The 15,715-nt window shown below is 72.5% G+C and carries 15 protein-coding genes; 14 read left to right on the forward strand and 1 reads right to left on the reverse strand.

Annotated features, from left to right (window positions below):
• The first annotated feature begins 129 nt into the window (after positions 1–129).
• The 12 genes from JQN72_RS17200 (at position 130) to JQN72_RS17255 (ending at position 12,938) form a co-directional block, all read left to right on the forward strand.
• A complete protein-coding gene (locus JQN72_RS17200) occupies positions 130–900 on the forward strand; it encodes an S-methyl-5'-thioinosine phosphorylase (RefSeq protein WP_204136370.1) in 771 nt (256 codons plus the stop codon).
• Positions 900–2,291, forward strand: coding sequence for an amidohydrolase family protein (locus JQN72_RS17205; protein ID WP_204136371.1), 1,392 nt, complete (start codon positions 900–902; stop codon positions 2,289–2,291). Before JQN72_RS17200 ends, JQN72_RS17205 begins: the two co-directional genes overlap by 1 nt.
• Complete coding sequence (locus tag JQN72_RS17210; RefSeq protein WP_307812798.1) at positions 2,288–2,788, forward strand: cupin domain-containing protein; 501 nt, start codon at positions 2,288–2,290, stop codon at positions 2,786–2,788. The genes JQN72_RS17205 and JQN72_RS17210 overlap by 4 nt, the downstream gene beginning before the upstream one ends.
• Before the next feature lie 4 nt (positions 2,789–2,792).
• The gene (locus JQN72_RS17215; RefSeq protein ID WP_204136372.1) at positions 2,793–3,551 is read left to right on the forward strand and encodes an SDR family oxidoreductase; all 759 of its coding nucleotides are present in this window, start codon (positions 2,793–2,795) and stop codon (positions 3,549–3,551) included.
• Between the two features lie 115 nt (positions 3,552–3,666).
• A complete protein-coding gene (locus JQN72_RS17220) occupies positions 3,667–4,758 on the forward strand; it encodes a BMP family ABC transporter substrate-binding protein (RefSeq protein WP_204136373.1) in 1,092 nt (363 codons plus the stop codon).
• Between the two features lie 204 nt (positions 4,759–4,962).
• Positions 4,963–6,132, forward strand: a complete 1,170-nt coding sequence (locus JQN72_RS17225; protein WP_204136374.1) for an ABC transporter permease — start codon at positions 4,963–4,965, stop codon at positions 6,130–6,132.
• Positions 6,133–6,134: 2 nt separating this feature from the next.
• Positions 6,135–7,142, forward strand: a complete 1,008-nt coding sequence (locus JQN72_RS17230) for an ABC transporter permease (RefSeq protein ID WP_204136375.1) — start codon at positions 6,135–6,137, stop codon at positions 7,140–7,142.
• Complete coding sequence (locus JQN72_RS17235) at positions 7,142–8,818, forward strand: ABC transporter ATP-binding protein (RefSeq protein ID WP_204136376.1); 1,677 nt, start codon at positions 7,142–7,144, stop codon at positions 8,816–8,818. Before JQN72_RS17230 ends, JQN72_RS17235 begins: the two co-directional genes overlap by 1 nt.
• 148 nt (positions 8,819–8,966) lie before the next feature.
• Positions 8,967–10,127, forward strand: a complete 1,161-nt coding sequence (locus JQN72_RS17240; protein WP_307812799.1) for a ferredoxin reductase — start codon at positions 8,967–8,969, stop codon at positions 10,125–10,127.
• A gap of 43 nt (positions 10,128–10,170) precedes the next feature.
• Positions 10,171–11,469 carry an acyl-CoA desaturase gene (locus JQN72_RS17245; protein ID WP_204136377.1) on the forward strand — a complete coding sequence of 433 codons (1,299 nt, stop codon included), beginning with the start codon at positions 10,171–10,173 and terminating at the stop codon, positions 11,467–11,469.
• Between the two features lie 169 nt (positions 11,470–11,638).
• Positions 11,639–12,127, forward strand: coding sequence for a CAP domain-containing protein (locus JQN72_RS17250; RefSeq protein ID WP_204136378.1), 489 nt, complete (start codon positions 11,639–11,641; stop codon positions 12,125–12,127).
• A gap of 55 nt (positions 12,128–12,182) precedes the next feature.
• Positions 12,183–12,938 (forward strand): sulfite exporter TauE/SafE family protein, encoded by a 756-nt coding sequence (locus JQN72_RS17255; protein WP_307812800.1) that lies wholly within the window; start codon positions 12,183–12,185, stop codon positions 12,936–12,938.
• Between the two features lie 96 nt (positions 12,939–13,034).
• Here JQN72_RS17255 and JQN72_RS17260 read toward each other — a convergent pair whose 3' ends face one another.
• Complete coding sequence (locus tag JQN72_RS17260; RefSeq protein ID WP_204136379.1) at positions 13,035–13,778, reverse strand: TetR/AcrR family transcriptional regulator; 744 nt, start codon at positions 13,776–13,778, stop codon at positions 13,035–13,037.
• Between the two features lie 113 nt (positions 13,779–13,891).
• Here JQN72_RS17260 and JQN72_RS17265 point away from each other — a divergent pair, with 113 nt between their 5' ends.
• Positions 13,892–14,731 (forward strand): SDR family oxidoreductase, encoded by an 840-nt coding sequence (locus JQN72_RS17265; RefSeq protein ID WP_204136380.1) that lies wholly within the window; start codon positions 13,892–13,894, stop codon positions 14,729–14,731.
• Positions 14,728–15,639 carry an SDR family NAD(P)-dependent oxidoreductase gene (locus JQN72_RS17270; protein WP_204136381.1) on the forward strand — a complete coding sequence of 304 codons (912 nt, stop codon included), beginning with the start codon at positions 14,728–14,730 and terminating at the stop codon, positions 15,637–15,639. The genes JQN72_RS17265 and JQN72_RS17270 overlap by 4 nt, the downstream gene beginning before the upstream one ends.
• Positions 15,640–15,715 lie beyond the last annotated feature (76 nt).

Below are 15,715 nucleotides of genomic sequence, written 5' to 3' on the forward strand. Positions count from 1 at the left end.
GACCAGGACAGAGGCCCTGCGATGCCTGAAACGTCGGATCGCCCGCACCGTCTTCAACCGCCTCACCACCGACCACCACAACCGTCAGACCCCGGCCCTACCGGCCACGGCTTGACATAGGAGAAACGCATGACGGCCCCGCCTCTCGCCCTCGTCGCCGGGACCGGGTTCTCCGACCTCGACGCCCTCGAGGACCGCCGCGAGCAGACCGTCGAGACCCCCTTCGGCCCGGCGCGGGTCACGCACGGGACGTGGCACGACCTCCCCGTCGTGTTCCTCGCCCGGCACGGGCCGGGGCACTCGGTCCCCCCGCACCTCGTGAACTACCGGGCGAACGTCCGCGCCCTCGCCGACCTCGGCGCGCGAGACGTCGTCGCCGTCAACGTCACCGGGTCGGTCGACCCCGACCTCGAGCCCGGGGACCTCCTCTGCCTCGACGACTTCGTCGACTTCACGAAGCAGCGTCCCCTCACCTTCCACGACGGCTCCGGCCCCGAGGGCGTCGTGCACACCGACGTGTCCACCCCCTACGACCCCGACCTGCGCCGCGAGATCCTCGACGCCGCCGCCGCGGTCGGCACGCCGGTGCGCGACGGCGGGGTGTACGCGGCCTTCGAGGGCCCGCGCTTCGAGACCGCCGCCGAGATCCGGCTCGCCCGCCTCGCCGGGGCCGACGTCGCGGGGATGACCGGCGTCCCCGAGGTCGTCCTGGCCCGCGAGGCGGGGCTGCGGTACGCGGCGCTCTCGCTCGTCGTCAACCCGGCCACCGGGGTCGGCGACGCGTCCGAGCCGATCACGATGGACGAGATCGAGGCCGCCCTCGCCCGCTCGCGCACGGCGGTGCTCGCCGTCCTCGACGAGCTCGTCCACACCCGGGCGACCTTCGAGGGAGAGTCCTGATGGGCACCGTCGTCATCCACCAGGCGTCCTACGTCGTGACGGTCGACCCCTCGGACACGGTCCTGCGGGACGTCGACGTCGTCGTCGAGGACGGCGTCATCACCGAGGTGGGCGACGCGCGGGTCGGGCCGCCGCCACGCCGTCCCACCGAGGCGGCCCCCGAGCCCGGGGTCACCGAGCTCGACGGACGCGGTCGCCTGGTCATGCCCGGGCTGGTCAACCTGCACACCCACCTGCCGATGACGCTCCTGCGCGGCCTGGCCGAGGACGTCGACCTCCAGGGCTTCCTCACCCGGGTGTGGGCCGCCGAGGGCGCGGTGATGGACCCCGCCACCGTCGAGCTCGGCGCCACGCTCGGCGCCCTGGAGTCCCTGCTCGGCGGGTGCACCACCCAGCTCGACATGTACTTCCACCACGCCGCCGCCCACCGGGGCGCGGTCGCCGCCGGCAGCCGGCACGTCATCGGTCCGGTCTTCCTCGACGGACCGGGACCGGACGGTCTCGCGTGGGAGCAGCGGCTCGCGCTGCTGCGGTCGTGGCCGGGCGAGCTGCTCGACATCGGCGGTCCCGACGTGCCGGTGTCCGCGATGCCGCACGCCACGTACACCTGCTCGCCGGAGCACCTCGCCGAGGTCGCCGCCGTGCTCCACGAGGCCCTCGGCGAGACGGACCTCGACGCACCGCCCCAGCACCCGCTGCTCACGACCCACGTCTCCGAGAACGCCGCCGAGAACGCCGACGTCCGCGAGCGCCACGGCGCCTCCCCCGTCGAGATCCTCGACCGCGCGGGATGGCTCACCGGCCACGTCCCGGTCGTCGCGGGGCACGGCGTCCACCTCTCGGCGTCGGACCGCGCGCGGCTCGCCCGCGCCGGGGCGGCCGTCGCGCACTGCGCGGGCTCGAACCAGAAGCTCGCGAGCGGCGCGCTGCCGTGGGTCGACGTCCACGACGCCGGCGTCCGGCTCGGCATCGGCACCGACGGCTGCTCGAGCAGCAACGACCTCGACATGTGGCAGGCCATGCGCCAGGCGGCGCTCCTCGCCCGGCTCACGAGCGGCCGGCCGGACGTCGCGAGCGCCCACGAGGTGCTGCGCGCCGCGACGCTCGAGGGTGCCCGGGCGCTCGGGCTGGGCGACGTCATCGGCTCGGTCGAGCCCGGCAAGCGGGGCGACCTCGTCCTCGTCGACCTCGAGCGCCCGCACCTGACCCCCGTGCACGACGTCCACGCCCTCCTCGTGTTCGCGGCCGGGCGGGCCGACGTCACCGACGTGCTCGTCGACGGCGAGGTCGTCGTCCGCGACGGCCGCAGCACCCGCGTCGACACCGCCGACCTCCTCGCCCGGGCCCGCGCCCGGGGCGCCGAGGCGCGCGCCGCCGCGGAGGCGACGTGAGCCAGGACGCCCGGGTCACCCAGCTCGAGCCCCCCGAGGAGACCGCCGACGAGGTCATCGCCCGGCTCGGCATGCGGCCGATCCCCGAGGAGGGGGCCTGGTACGTCACCGGCCCGCGGACCCAGGGCCTCAATGCCGTCACCGTGCTGCTGACGAACGGCTCGGACGGCTTCTCCGCGATGCACCGGCTGACCGTCGACGAGGGCTGGCAGTGGCTCGACGGCGCGCCGATGGCCCTCCTGCGGCTGCGTCCCGGCGGCTCCGGCGTGCTCAACTACGTCGGCGCGGGCCACCCCCAGGTACTCGTCCGCCGCGGCACCTGGATGGGGGCCACGACGCTCGGCTGGTGGACGCTGCTGTCCTGCTGGTGCGCCCCCGCGTTCCGTCCCGAGCACTTCGAGCTGGGCGAGCGCGACGCCCTCGTCGCCGAGTACCCGACGTTCGCCACCGAGATCTCCACGCTCACCCGCGACGAGCCGGTCGGGCGGATGCGGTGACCCGGTGACCGCTCTCGTCACCGGGGCCGGCGGCGGCCTCGGTCGCGCGGTCGCGGTGGCACTCGCCGGTGCGGGGCACGACGTCGCGGTCCACCACCGCTCGGGCGAGGACGGCGCGCGGGTCACCGCCGCCGAGGTCGAGGCGTGCGGGCGGCGGGCCACGACGCTGTACGCCGACCTCGACGTCCCGCTCGCCGAGCCCGCGGCGCTCGACGCCGTCTGCACCGACCTGCTCGACCGGTGCGCGGCCGCCCTCGGCGGGCCGGACGTCGTCGTGCTCAGCGCCTTCCCGCAGCACGTCGTGCCGTGGGACGACCTCGACGCCGCGGCCTGGGACGACTACCACCGGGCCGGTTTCCGCCCGACCGCCGCGCTGCTCCACGCCGCGACCGCCCGGATGGACGCCGGGGGCGTCGTGGTCGTCGTCGGGTCGGTCGAGGGCCTGCGCCCGGCACCCGGGCACGCGCCGTACGCCGTCGCCAAGGCGGCTCTGCACCACCTCGTCGCCGCGGCCGCCCAGGAGGTCGGGCGGCGCGGCGTCCGGGTCGTGGGCGTGGCGCCCGGCCTCGTCGACCGGCCCGGGCTCGCCGCGGACTGGCCGGACGGGGTCGCCCGCTTCGAGGCGGCCGCCGCGCTGGGGCGGCCGGTGCGCCCCCAGGAGGTCGCGGCGACGGTCGCGTTCCTCGCCTCAGGAGTCGCATCGGGCATCGCCGGCACCACGGTCACCGTCGACGCCGGATGGTCCGCCGCGCCGGGCTGGTGAGGCCGGGTACGCGCGTCCCGGTAACGACCCCACAACGAACGCGAGCCGGATGCGGCGCACCCCCGATTGCACCGTAGCATCTGCTCGTCTGACCCGACCCACGAGGAGATCCTCCATGAAGTCCACGCGTTACCTCGTCGCGGCGCCCGCCGCGCTCGCCCTGGCCCTCGCGGGCTGCGGCGGCAGCACCGGCACCTCCGGTGGGGACAGCAGCGCCTCCGGCTCCGCCGACTCCGGGGCCCCGACCGACGACTCGAACTGCGCCGACGAGGACGTGTTCTGCATCGGTCTCGTCACCGACACCGGCAAGGTCGACGACAAGTCGTTCAACCAGTCCGCCCACGAGGGCGCGATCGCCGCCGCCGAGGAGCTCGGCGGCTTCTACAAGTACGTCGAGACGCAGGACCCGAAGGACTACGCCCCCAACATGGCGCAGTTCACGAACAAGAGCTACGACGTCGTCGTCACCGTCGGCTTCCTCATGACCGAGGCCACGGCGACCGCCGCCGAGGGCAGCCCGGAGACGAAGTTCATCGGCATCGACCAGTTCTTCGACCCCGAGGCCGTCACGGCGACGAACCTCACCGGCATCCTCTTCCCGGAGGACCAGGCAGGCTACGGCGCGGGCTACCTCGCGGGCCTGATGACCAAGACGAACAAGCTCGGCCAGGTGCTCGGCCAGGAGATCCCGCCGGTGCAGAAGTTCGCCAAGGGCTTCGAGAACGGCGCCAAGGCCGCCAACCCGGACGTCCAGGTCTCGACCGTCTACCACCCCGCCGGCGACAACGCGTTCAACGACCCGGTGTGGGGCGCGGGCGAGGCCAAGAAGATGCTGGCCCAGAAGGCCGACATCATCTTCGGCGCCGGCGGCAACACCGGCAACGGCGCCCTCCAGGAGGTCGCGAAGGCCTCCGGTGCGGGCGACTCCATCTTCTGCATCGGTGTCGACACCGACCAGTGGGACACCGTCCCCGCCGCGCAGCCGTGCCTCGTCACCTCGGCGATGAAGCTCATCACCGAGGGCGTGACCGAGACCATCAAGACCGCCCAGTCGGGTGAGTTCGAGGGTCTGACGACGATGGGCAAGGCCGGCCTCGCCCCGTACCACGACTTCGAGAGCACGATCCCCGACGACGTGAAGACGCGGGTCGAGGACATCACCCAGCAGATGGAGGCGGGCACGCTGGAGACCGGCGTCAGCCTCTGACGACGGCACCGGTCACCTCGTGACCTCCCCGTCCCCGAGGGGGCGGGCATCCGGCCCGGGATGCCCGCCCCCTCGGCCCGTGTCGGACCGCGGCCACGCCCCCGGCCCGGGCCTCCGGCACGGAGCCGACGACACCCCCACCCCTACTACCGCGGTCGGCGACGGACGGGCCAGACTGTGGGCACCCCGAGTCATTGGAGACCCATGTCCGAGACCAGCACGGCCGAGCAGACGCCGCCGCCGGCGCCCGACGAGGAGCCGCACGAGCCGCAGGACCGCGGCGGGGCACTGGCCTTCCTCATCGGCCACCAGAGCGCCGTGGTCATCGTCGTCGCCCTCGTGATCGCCTTGGCCATCGGATGGGTGGTCATCTGGTCACAGGGCGTCAACGCGGCGTACGCCTACACGACGCTCGTCCGTGAGGCACTCTTCGTGGACGGCGCCTTCACCCGAACGCTGCAGAAGACCGCGCCGCTCGTCCTCACCGGGCTGGCCGTCGTCCTGCCGCTACGCGTCGGGCTGTTCAACATCGGCGCCCAGGGCCAGCTGGCGACCGGCGCGATCTTCGGCGCGTGGGTCGCGTTCGTCCTCGGCGACCTCGGCGTCCTCGCGGCGATCCTCGGGATGGTCGTCGGGGCCGCGTTCGGTGGTCTCGTCGGCCTCGTCGTCGGCGTCCTCAAGGCGTGGCGCGGGGTGCACGAGGTCATCTCCACGATCATGCTCAACTACATCGCCTACGGCGTCACGTACTGGCTCGTCCTCGGGCCGCTGCAGGGTGAGGCGTCCAAGAGCAGCGGCATCGCGCAGACCGACCTCATCCCCGAGGCCGCCCGGGTGGGTGCGGTGCTCGGCGTCCCGGTCGGGTTCGTCGTCGCCGTCGTGCTCGCCGTGCTCTGCTGGTGGATGCTCTCCCGGACGACGCTCGGTTTCCGGTTCAACACCGTCGGGGCGAACAAGGAGGCCGCCCGGTACGCGGGAATCGGGATCGGACGCATCGTCGTCCTCTCGCTCGTCTTCGGCGCCGGGCTCGCCGGCCTCGCCGGTGCGCTCGAGGCCGAGGGCACGCTGCACCGCTTCGAGCCGGCGATCGTCGGCTCGCTCGGGTTCGACGGCATCACGATCGCGCTGCTGGCCCGGGCCAACCCGCTCGCGACGATCCCCGCCGCCTTCCTCGTCGGGATGCTGCGCACCGGCGCCGCGGGCTTGCAGTTCGCCACCCAGTCACCGGCACTCCCGGGCGGGATCACCCCCGAGATCGTCGACCTGCTGCTCGCCCTCATCCTCCTCATGGTCTCCATCCCGGTCCTCGGGAAGTGGCTGTTCCGCAGCCGCGCCGACAAGGTGAGCGTCGCCACGACGAGCTGGGGGAGCTGAGCATGCAGACCGTCATCGCCTGGGCCACCCGAAACCGCACGACGCTCGTCCTCCTCGGCGCCGTGCTCGTCGTCGCGTACGTCTTCTACTACGCGCGGCAGGACATCGCCCCGTCGATGTTCGGCGCCGCGTGGGACTACGCCATCCCGCTCGTTCTCGCCGCGCTCGTCGGGGTCATCGGCGAGCGCTCGGGCGTGGTCAACATCGGCATCGAGGGGCAGATGCTGCTCGCCGCGTTCGCCGGGTTCTTCGCCGCGGCGCTCAGCGGGTCGATGCTCGTCGGCATCCTCGCCGGCGTCGGCACCGGACTGCTCGCAGGCGGCTTCCTCGCCGTGACGGCCGTGCGCTGGCGGATGGACCAGATCATCGCCGGTGTCGTCCTCAACATCATCGCCACCGGCCTGACCTCGTTCTACCTGCAGTCCGGCCAGATCCTCCCCGGCGTCATCCCCAACCTCCGGGTGCCGGTGCTCGCCGAGATCCCGCTCATCGGGGAGACCTTCTTCAGCGGTCGCAGCTGGGTCGCCACCGTCGCGATCATCCTGGCGGTCGGGGTCCACCTTGCGCTGTTCCACACCCGCTGGGGGCTACGCACCCGTGCGGTCGGCGAGTACCCGTCCGCCGCCGACACCGCGGGCATCGACGTCGAGCGGCTGCGGATGGTCAACGTGACCCTCGCGGGCTCGCTCGCCGGGCTCGCAGGGGTCTACCTGTCGATGGACGCCTCGAGCTCCTTCGAGCGCGGGATGACCGCCGGCCGCGGCTTCCTCGCCCTCGCGATCATGATCATGGGTGCCTGGCGGCCGCTGCGGGCGTTCGCGATGGCCCTGTTCTTCGGGTTCGTCAACGCCGTGGGGTCCCAGCTGCAGCAGACGGGCGGGGTGACCATCCCTCCCCAGCTGCTCGGCACGCTGCCCTACGTCGCGACCCTCGTCGTCCTCGCCGTGGCCGCCGGACGGGTGCGACCACCCGGCGCCGTCGGCCAGCCGTACGTCAAGAAGGACCAGTGATGAGCGACCGCACCCCGCAGACGCCGCCCGAGTCCGCCCCGAGCGAGGGCACACCGCACCCCGAGGGCCACGCGGACGCGTCGGCCGACCACCTCGCGGCGGTCGCGACGACCGACGCCGCACTCGAGCTGCCCCCGGAGCAGTCCGGGTTCGGCAAGGGTGTCATCGGCGAGGTGCTCCTCGACATCCAGGGCCTGTCGAAGTCGTTCGGGTCCGTGCACGCCAACCGCGATGTCACCCTGAACGTCCGGCGCGGTGAGATCGTCGCGCTGCTCGGCGAGAACGGCGCGGGCAAGTCGACGCTGGTCAACCAGATCTTCGGGCTCATCACGCCGGACACCGGCACCGTCTCTGTCAAGGGCGACACCACGCCGATCAGGGACCCGCGCGACGCCATCCGGCGGGGCATCGGGATGGTGCACCAGCACTTCCAGCTCGTGCCCGTCATGACGGTCGCCGAGAACATGATGCTCGGCCACGAGTCGACCCGCGGCGGCGTGGTGCTCGACCTCCCGGCCGCCCGGCAGATGGTCCGCGAGCTCTCCGAGAAGCACGGGCTGGCGGTCGATCCCGACGCCGAGGTCGACGACCTGCCGGTCGGCACCCAGCAGCGGGTCGAGATCCTCAAGGCGCTCTCGCGGCGGGTCGACCTCCTCATCCTCGACGAGCCCACGGCCGTGCTCACCCCGCAGGAGACCGACGAGCTGCTCGGGGTGATGCAGGAGCTCGCGAACTCGGGCACGTCCATCGTCTTCATCACCCACAAGCTGCGCGAGGTGCTCGCCGTCGCCGACCGCGTGTACGTGCTGCGCCAGGGCGCCGTGGTCGGTGAGGTGGCCGCGAAGGACACCGACGCCACGGGTCTCGCGACGATGATGGTCGGCCGCGAGGTCGTGCTGTCCATCGACAAGGAGGCGGCCTCGCCGGCCGACACGGTGCTCGAGATCGAGGACCTCCACGTCCGCGACGACCGCGGGCTGAGCGCCGTCAACGGCTTCACGCTGTCGGTGCGCGCCGGGGAGATCGTCGGCGTCGCCGGGGTCGAGGGCAACGGGCAGCGCGAGCTCGTCGAGGCCCTTGCCGGGATGCGCAAGGTCACCTCCGGCCGGATGACGCTCGGCGAGCTCGACCTCACGACCGCGAACCCGTACACGACGCACCACGCAGGCGTCGGGCACGTGCCCGAGGACCGCGAGAAGCACGGCCTCGTGGGCTCGTACTCCATCGCCGACAACCTCGTCCTGAACGAGTACGACCAGGAGCCCTACGCGAAGTCCGGCGTGCGCCAGTTCACCGCGGTCCGCGAGAACGCCGAACAGCTGCGCGAGGAGTTCGACATCCGCTCCTCCGGGGTCTTCCAGACCGCGGGGTCCCTGTCCGGCGGCAACAAGCAGAAGGTCGTCGTCGCCCGCGAGATGGCCTTCGAGCCGAAGCTGCTCATGGCAGCCCAGCCGACCCGAGGCGTCGACGTCGGCTCGATCGAGTTCATCCACCGGCGGATCGTCGAGGCTCGCGACGCGGGGGCCGCGGTGCTCCTCGTCTCCGCCGAGCTCGACGAGATCCTCTCGCTCTCGGACCGCATCGCCGTCGTGCACGGCGGCCGGGTCGTCGCGGAGATGGACGCCGCCGACGCCGACCGCACCGAGATCGGACGCCTCATGGCGGGTGACCACTGACGGACACCCCCGCCGGTCGAGGTGAGAACCGCGTCCCCCTCGCCGGTCGTGTTCCACCCCCGACCCGGCGACGGCGGTCCCTGATCACTTCCTGAGAAGACAACCTACGCTGTCGTAAGTTACGCAAACGTAGGTTACGCTTGCGTACGTGAGCGCCCCGAGCACCGACCGAGCGACCCCGACCGCGGGTCCCACCCGGCCACGCCTCGGGGCGCACACCCCCGGCCCGCTGGGCGGAGCCCTCCGCGGCGCACGCAAGGTGGCCGAGGCCCTGGCCACGCCGCTGGTCCCGGCCGACTACCTCGACCTGTTCGACCCCATGCGCGCGGGTGCCGACCTGCGTGGACGCATCGTCGAGGTCCGCCCCGAGACCGCCGACGCCGCCACCGTCGTCATCCGGCCGGGTCGCGGCTGGCTCGGCCACGTGCCGGGCCAGTACATCCGGATCGGCATCGACATCGACGGCGTGCGGCACTGGCGCGCCTACAGCCTCACCCACCGCGCCGACGGCTCGGCTGCCGCGGGCATCCCCGCCGGCTGCATCGCCATCACGACCAAGGCGATCCCCGAGGGCAAGGTCAGCCGCCACCTCGTGCGGCACGCCGCCCCGGGCACCCTCGTCATGCTCGACCAGGCCACCGGCGACTTCACCCTCCCGGCCCCGGCCCCGGCCAAGGTCCTCTTCCTCACCGCCGGCAGCGGCATCACGCCGGTCATGGGGATGCTGCGCAACCACCTCCCCGAGCTCGCCGACGTCGCGCACGTCCACTGCGCCCCCACGCAGCAGGACGTCATCTTCCACCGCGAGCTCGCCGGCCACCACGAGGCGGGGCGCCTGGCGCTGAGCCTCAACCTCGACGACGTCCACGGCGTGCTCCGGCTCGACCGCCTCGACACCCTCGTCCCGGACTGGCGCGAGCGCGAGACCTGGCTCTGCGGGCCCACGGCCCTCCTCGACGCCGCCGAGAAGCACTGGGCCGACGCCGGCGTCCCCGACCGGCTGCACATCGAGCGTTTCCGGCCCAGCGTCGTCGAGCCGGGCGAGGGCGGCACCGTCACCTTCGGTGGCAGCGCCGTCACCGTCGACGCCGACGGCTCCACCCCGATCCTCGACGCCGGCGAGGAGGCCGGGGTCATCATGCCGAGCGGCTGCCGGATGGGCATCTGCTTCGGCTGCGTCCTGCCGATGCGCAGCGGCGCCGTCCGCGACCTGCGCACCGGCGAGGTCACCGTCCACGAGTCCGACGAGCCGCTCCCGATCCAGACCTGCGTCAACGCCGTCGCCGGCGCCTGCGAGATCGACCACTGACCACCCGCCCACCCTCCCGCGCCACCCACGGAAGGACCGTCCCATGACCCTCGCCCCCCAGCGTCCCGCCCACGGCTCCACGAAGCCGCAGGGCATCAACCCGCGGCTGCGCGTCGCGAGCGACGAGCCCCGACCGGAGCGCCCCGCTCTCAAGAGGTCCGGCAAGCCGAACCCCGCCGCGCACCTCACCCAGCAGGACATCGAGGGCATCGGCCACGAGCTCGACGCCCTGCGCCAGGAGGTCATGGACTCCCGGGGCGAGCGCGACGCCGCCTACATCCGCAAGGTCATCAAGACCCAGCGGTACCTCGAGATGGGCAGCCGTGCCCTCCTGCTCTTCTCGGGCGTCAAGGTCAAGGGCTTCCGCCCCGCCTGGTGGCTCGGCACGGCAGGTCTCAGCGTCGCGAAGATCCTCGAGAACATGGAGATCGGCCACAACGTCATGCACGGCCAGTGGGACTGGATGCGTGACCCGAAGATCCACTCCACCGCGTGGGAGTGGGACAACGCCTCCCCCGCCAGCCAGTGGAAGCACAGCCACAACGAGATCCACCACACGTTCACGAACGTCCTCGGCCGCGACAACGACCTCGGCTACGGCATCCTGCGGGTCGACGAGGACCAGAAGTGGAGCCTCTTCTACCTGTTCCAGCCGATCTGGCACGTGGGCAACGCGCTGCTCTTCGAGTACTCCATCGCGGCGTACGACCTCGAGCTCGGCAAGTACATGGCCACCAAGCACCGGATGTCGGACGAGCAGAAGGCCGAGTTCAGGAAGAACGCCGACGAGGTCGTCACGAAGATCAAGCGCCAGGCCACGAAGGACTACCTCGTCCACCCCGCGCTCTCGGCCGTCACCGGCTCGGCCCGCACGACGCTCACCGCCAACGTCGTGGCCAACCTCGTGCGCAACCTCTGGACCAACACCGTCATCATCTGCGGCCACTTCCCGCCGGACATCTCCACCTTCGAGAAGACCTCGATCGACGGCGAGACCCGCGGAGAGTGGTACCTGCGCCAGATGCTCGGCTCCGGCAACATCAGCGGCACCAAGGCGATGCACGTGATGACCGGCAACCTCAGCCACCAGATCGAGCACCACCTGTTCCCGGACATGCCGAGCAACCGGTACGCCGAGATCGCCCCGCGGATCCGTGACCTCATGCAGCGGCACGACCTGCCGTACGTCACCGGCAGCCTGTGGAAGCAGGCCGGGTCGGTGTACGTCAAGGTCGTCCAGCTGTCGCTGCCGAACAAGGTCGAGGGGCGCCGCCGCCGCGACATCGTCAAGCTGGAGATGACGAAGGCGTGGCGCAAGAAGAAGCGCAAGCTCGGCCTCTGAGCCCGGGCGGTCTCCCGGGCCGCCCGGGAGACCCCGGATGCGCGTTCCGGCACATCCGCCTCGGTCCTGTGTCATGGTGGGGCGGCCGCCCGGCCCACGAGCGGGGCGCCGCACACCATCCGTCGGCGTCATCGCTCCGTGGCGCCCGCCCCCGAGCGAAGGTGAACCCATGCGTGTCTCCGTCCGATCCGTGCTCACCCGAACCGCTCTCGCGGCCGCGGTGGTCGTCCCCGCCGGCCTCGTCACCGCCGAGTCCGCAGCAGCCGTGACCAACGCCGAGATGGAGACCAAGGTCATCAAGCTCGTCAACGCCGAACGCCGCAAGGCCGGCTGCGCCGACTTCCGGGTCTCGACCCAGCTGCGCCGGGCCGCGCGCAAGCACAGCCACGACATGCGGACGAAGAACTACTTCAGCCACACCTCGAAGGACGGCCGCAGCCCCTGGCAGCGCATCCGCGCCGAGGGCTACGAGTACGGCAGCGCCGAGAACATCGCTGCCGGCCAGATCAGCGCCTACCGCGTCGTCAAGGCCTGGATGACGAGCCCGGGGCACCGCAAGAACATCCTCAACTGCTCGAACAAGGCCATCGGCGTCGGCGTCTCCCGCGGCCCGTCGGCTTACCGCACCTACTGGACCCAGGACTTCGGCCGCCGGTGACCGCCCCCGCGGACGCGGAGCCTGCGTGATCGCGGCGCCCGCGTAGCCTGCGGGCGTGCTCGAGCTCTTCGGGGGGACCCTTCTCGGCCTGGTCCTCATGGGCCTGGCCGCGGCCCTGATCGGATACTCCAAGACCGCGATCGGAGGGCTCGGCGTCCTCGCCGTCGCGATCTTCGCGGCGCTGCTGCCGGCCCGGCAGTCGACCGCCGCGCTCCTCGCGGTCCTCATCGTCGGCGACCTCGTCGCGGTGTGGCACTACCGCCGTGACGCCGACTGGACCCTCGTCCGGCGCCTGCTGCCCGCCGTGCTGCCGGGGCTGGCGCTCGGCTCGCTGTTCCTGGGCGTCGTGGGTGACACCACACTGCGCAGGGCGATCGGGGCGGTGCTCCTCGTCCTCGTCGCCCTCCAGCTCGTCGTGAAGTGGCGCGCCCGGGACACCGTCTCGGCGGTCCACGAGCGGCCCGCCGCGGCCTGGGGGGCGGGCACGGCCGCGGGCTTCGCCACGATGACGGCGAACGCCGCCGGGCCGGTCATGACCCTGTACCTGTCCGCGGCGGGCATCGACAAGCTCCGGTTCGTCGGGACCAACGCGTGGTTCTTCCTCGTCGTCAACCTCGTCAAGGTCCCGTTCTCGGTGGGCCTGGGGCTCCTCCACTGGGCGGACGCCGGGCGAGCCGCGCTGCTCGCGCCGCTGGTCGTCGTGGGCGGTCTGCTCGGCACGGCGACCGTGCGTCGGATCAGCCAGCGCGGCTTCGACGTCGCGGTCCTCGTCGTCTCGGGGCTCGCGGCGCTGGCGCTGTTCGTCGGTTAGGTTCGGGCGCGATGGGGTCCCCGCGGTTCGTCGTCCTCGGACGTGGGCCGGCCGCCGGTGACCTGACCGAGGGCGCCCCGGCGACCTCGCCCGGCGTCAGGAGCGCGAGTCCCGGCGACCCGATCCGGCGATGCGCGCCAGGAGCTCGTCGAGCAGCAGCGCCTCCCCGGGCGTGAGGCCGGCGGCCCGGGGGTCGAGGCTGGCGCGCAGTGCCGAGGCACTCGCCGCGGGCCGGGCTGCGTCGCCGGCCCGGCCCGGCTCGACGTCCGCGGTGCCCGGGGGCGTGACGACGGCCGCGAGCACCGCCTCGCGCACGCTGTCCGAGACCGAGGTGTCGCCCGGTGCGGGTGGCGCCCCGATCAGGGTGATGACCACGCCGACCCCGGTGGACTGGATCATGTCCACGGCGGTCTCGACGTCGACGCCGAGCATGCCCGCCCGTGCCACTGCGTCGACGAGGCTGCGCAGGATGCCCGCGGCGGCGTCGGCCGCCGCGAGCTCGCGAGGAGTGTCCGGCTCGCCGTACATCAGCAGGTAGAGCGCCGGGTGGTGCAGCCCGAACTCGACATGCAGGTCCCATCCGTCGCGGAGGTCGTCGACCGGGTCGGAGCGCCGTGGCCGGGCGGACTTCGAGGCCAGGTAGTCACGGAAGCCCTGGTCGGTCGCCTCGGTGAGCAGGCCCTCCATGTCGCCGAACTGTCGGTAGATCGTCTGCGGCTGCACGTCTGCCCCGGCGCTGACGGCCCGGGTGGTGACGGCCGAGCGTCCGCCGCGGGCCAGCAGGGCGAGGGTCGTGTCGAGGATCCTCTCGCGGGGACTCAGCTCCTGGGTGACCGGCATGGAAACATGCTAACACTTTTTGGTGATCGGTCTTGTGTCATTGGTGATCACATGGTTTAGTGATCAGTGTTCCACCTGGATGGTCCGGGCGGATTCGAGAAGGAGATCAAGCCATGAAGATCCTCGTGACCGGTGCCACCGGAACCGTCGGTGGCGCCCTCGTCGAGCTGCTCGCCGGTACCGACCACGACGTCGCGGTCCTCGTCCGCGACCCGGCGAAGTTCAGCGGTCCCGCAGACGTGGAGGTGGTACAGGGTGACCTGACCTCCGCCGACGACGTCCGTGCGGCCCTCGCGGGCGTCGACCGCGCCTTCCTCAACATGGCCGACGACAACGGCGCGACGTTCGCCGAGGTCGCCGGCCAGGTGGGCCTCGAGCACGTCGTGCTCCTGTCCTCGTTCACGGCCGTCACCGACATCGCCCTCGGCGAGGCCAACATCGTCACGGCACGCCACCGCGCCGGCGAGCAGGCACTCGTGGAGGCCGGGGTGCCGTCGACGTTCCTGCGCGCCAGCGGGTTCGACTACAACTTCCTCATGTGGGCGGGGGAGGCGAGCGAGGGCGTGGTGCGTGCACCGTGGCTGGACGTGAAGCTCCCCGTCGTCGACCCGGCCGACATCGCCGCCAGCGCAGCCGCGGTGCTCACCTCGCCCAGCCCCGCCGGCGGGGCGTACTCGATCACCGGCCCGGAACCGCTCTCGGTGACGGACCAGACGGAGATCGCCGCCGAGGTGCTGGGCCGCGACCTGCGCGTGGAGGCCCTCGAGCTCCAGACCGCCAAGGCCGCGGCCTTCCCCGAAGGCACCCCCGACGTCGTCGTCGACTCGGTGTTCGGCACCTTCGCGCCGGAGGCCGCCGTCCTGCCGGTCTCCCACGACGTCGAGGCCCTCACCGGCCGTCCGGCGCACACGTTCGGCGAGTGGGTCGAGCGCAACAAGGCGGTGCTGGCATGAGCGACGCAGCCCCCCGGCGCATCCTCATCACCGGCGCGGCGACCGGCATGGGCAACCTCGCCTCGGTGTCCCTCGCCGGTGCCGGGCACCACGTGTTCGCGAGCATGCGGGACCCGCAGACGCGCAACGCCTCGGCCGCCGACGAGCTGACGGGCCGGGCCGCCTCCCTGTCGGGAGCCATCAGCGTGGTCAAGCTCGACGTCCTCTCCCAGGAGTCCGCCGACGCCGCCGTCGCCCGGATGGTCGAGGAGGTGGGTGGCATCGACGTGGTCGTCCACAACGCCGCCCACCTGCTGTTCGGCGTGACCGAGGCGTTCACGGCCGAGGAGGTGATCCGGGCCTTCGACGTCAACGCCGTCGGTGCCCTGCGCGTCAACCGTGCGGTCCTGCCGCACATGCGCCGCGCCGAGTCCGGCCTGCTGCTGTGGAACGGGTCCGGCACCACGCGGGTCATCCCACCGTTCCTCGGCCCCTACAGCGCGGCCAAGGCGGCCTTCGACGCGTTCGCCGAGTCGACCGCCTGGGACGTCGCGATCTACGGGATCGAGACGACGATCCTCATGCCGGGGGTCTTCACGCAGGGCACGCAGCACTTCGCCAAGGCGGGCATGCCCTCCGACCAGGCTCGCGCCGCCGAGTACTCACGGCTCCAGCCCTTCCTCGACTCCAGCGCCGAGGACACCGAGCGCCTCATGGTCGACGGGGTCAGCGCCGACCCGCAGATCGTGGCCGACGAGATGGTCCGCATCATCGGCCTGCCTGCCGGCCGGCGCCCGCGACGGGCGGTGGCGGACGGTTCCGACTACGGGGCGGAGATCGCCAACGGCACCGCCGAGGAGCTGCGCATGCGCCTCGCGCGACGCATGGGGATCGAGGGCCTCACGACCCTCGCCACGACCTCGGGGTGAACCTCCGCCGCCCACCGAGCGCGGACGCGGTGTGGTGGGCGCGGCCGGTGACGCCCCGACCGACCCGCGACTCGGC

The sequence above is a fragment of the Phycicoccus sp. CSK15P-2 genome (assembly GCF_016888005.1).
GTDB lineage: Bacteria > Actinomycetota > Actinomycetes > Actinomycetales > Dermatophilaceae > Phycicoccus.

What these genes read in the sequence shown, in the direction of transcription:
- JQN72_RS17260 (WP_204136379.1), bottom strand. Translation starts at nt 13,778, where the DNA reads ATGCCGGTCACCCAGGAGCTGAGTCCCCGCGAGAGGATCCTCGACACG.
- JQN72_RS17200 (WP_204136370.1), top strand. Translation starts at nt 130, where the DNA reads ATGACGGCCCCGCCTCTCGCCCTCGTCGCCGGGACCGGGTTCTCCGAC.
- JQN72_RS17235 (WP_204136376.1), top strand. Translation starts at nt 7,142, where the DNA reads ATGAGCGACCGCACCCCGCAGACGCCGCCCGAGTCCGCCCCGAGCGAG.
- JQN72_RS17265 (WP_204136380.1), top strand. Translation starts at nt 13,892, where the DNA reads ATGAAGATCCTCGTGACCGGTGCCACCGGAACCGTCGGTGGCGCCCTC.
- JQN72_RS17225 (WP_204136374.1), top strand. Translation starts at nt 4,963, where the DNA reads ATGTCCGAGACCAGCACGGCCGAGCAGACGCCGCCGCCGGCGCCCGAC.
- JQN72_RS17230 (WP_204136375.1), top strand. Translation starts at nt 6,135, where the DNA reads ATGCAGACCGTCATCGCCTGGGCCACCCGAAACCGCACGACGCTCGTC.
- JQN72_RS17205 (WP_204136371.1), top strand. Translation starts at nt 900, where the DNA reads ATGGGCACCGTCGTCATCCACCAGGCGTCCTACGTCGTGACGGTCGAC.
- JQN72_RS17245 (WP_204136377.1), top strand. Translation starts at nt 10,171, where the DNA reads ATGACCCTCGCCCCCCAGCGTCCCGCCCACGGCTCCACGAAGCCGCAG.
- JQN72_RS17220 (WP_204136373.1), top strand. Translation starts at nt 3,667, where the DNA reads ATGAAGTCCACGCGTTACCTCGTCGCGGCGCCCGCCGCGCTCGCCCTG.
- JQN72_RS17270 (WP_204136381.1), top strand. Translation starts at nt 14,728, where the DNA reads ATGAGCGACGCAGCCCCCCGGCGCATCCTCATCACCGGCGCGGCGACC.
- JQN72_RS17250 (WP_204136378.1), top strand. Translation starts at nt 11,639, where the DNA reads ATGCGTGTCTCCGTCCGATCCGTGCTCACCCGAACCGCTCTCGCGGCC.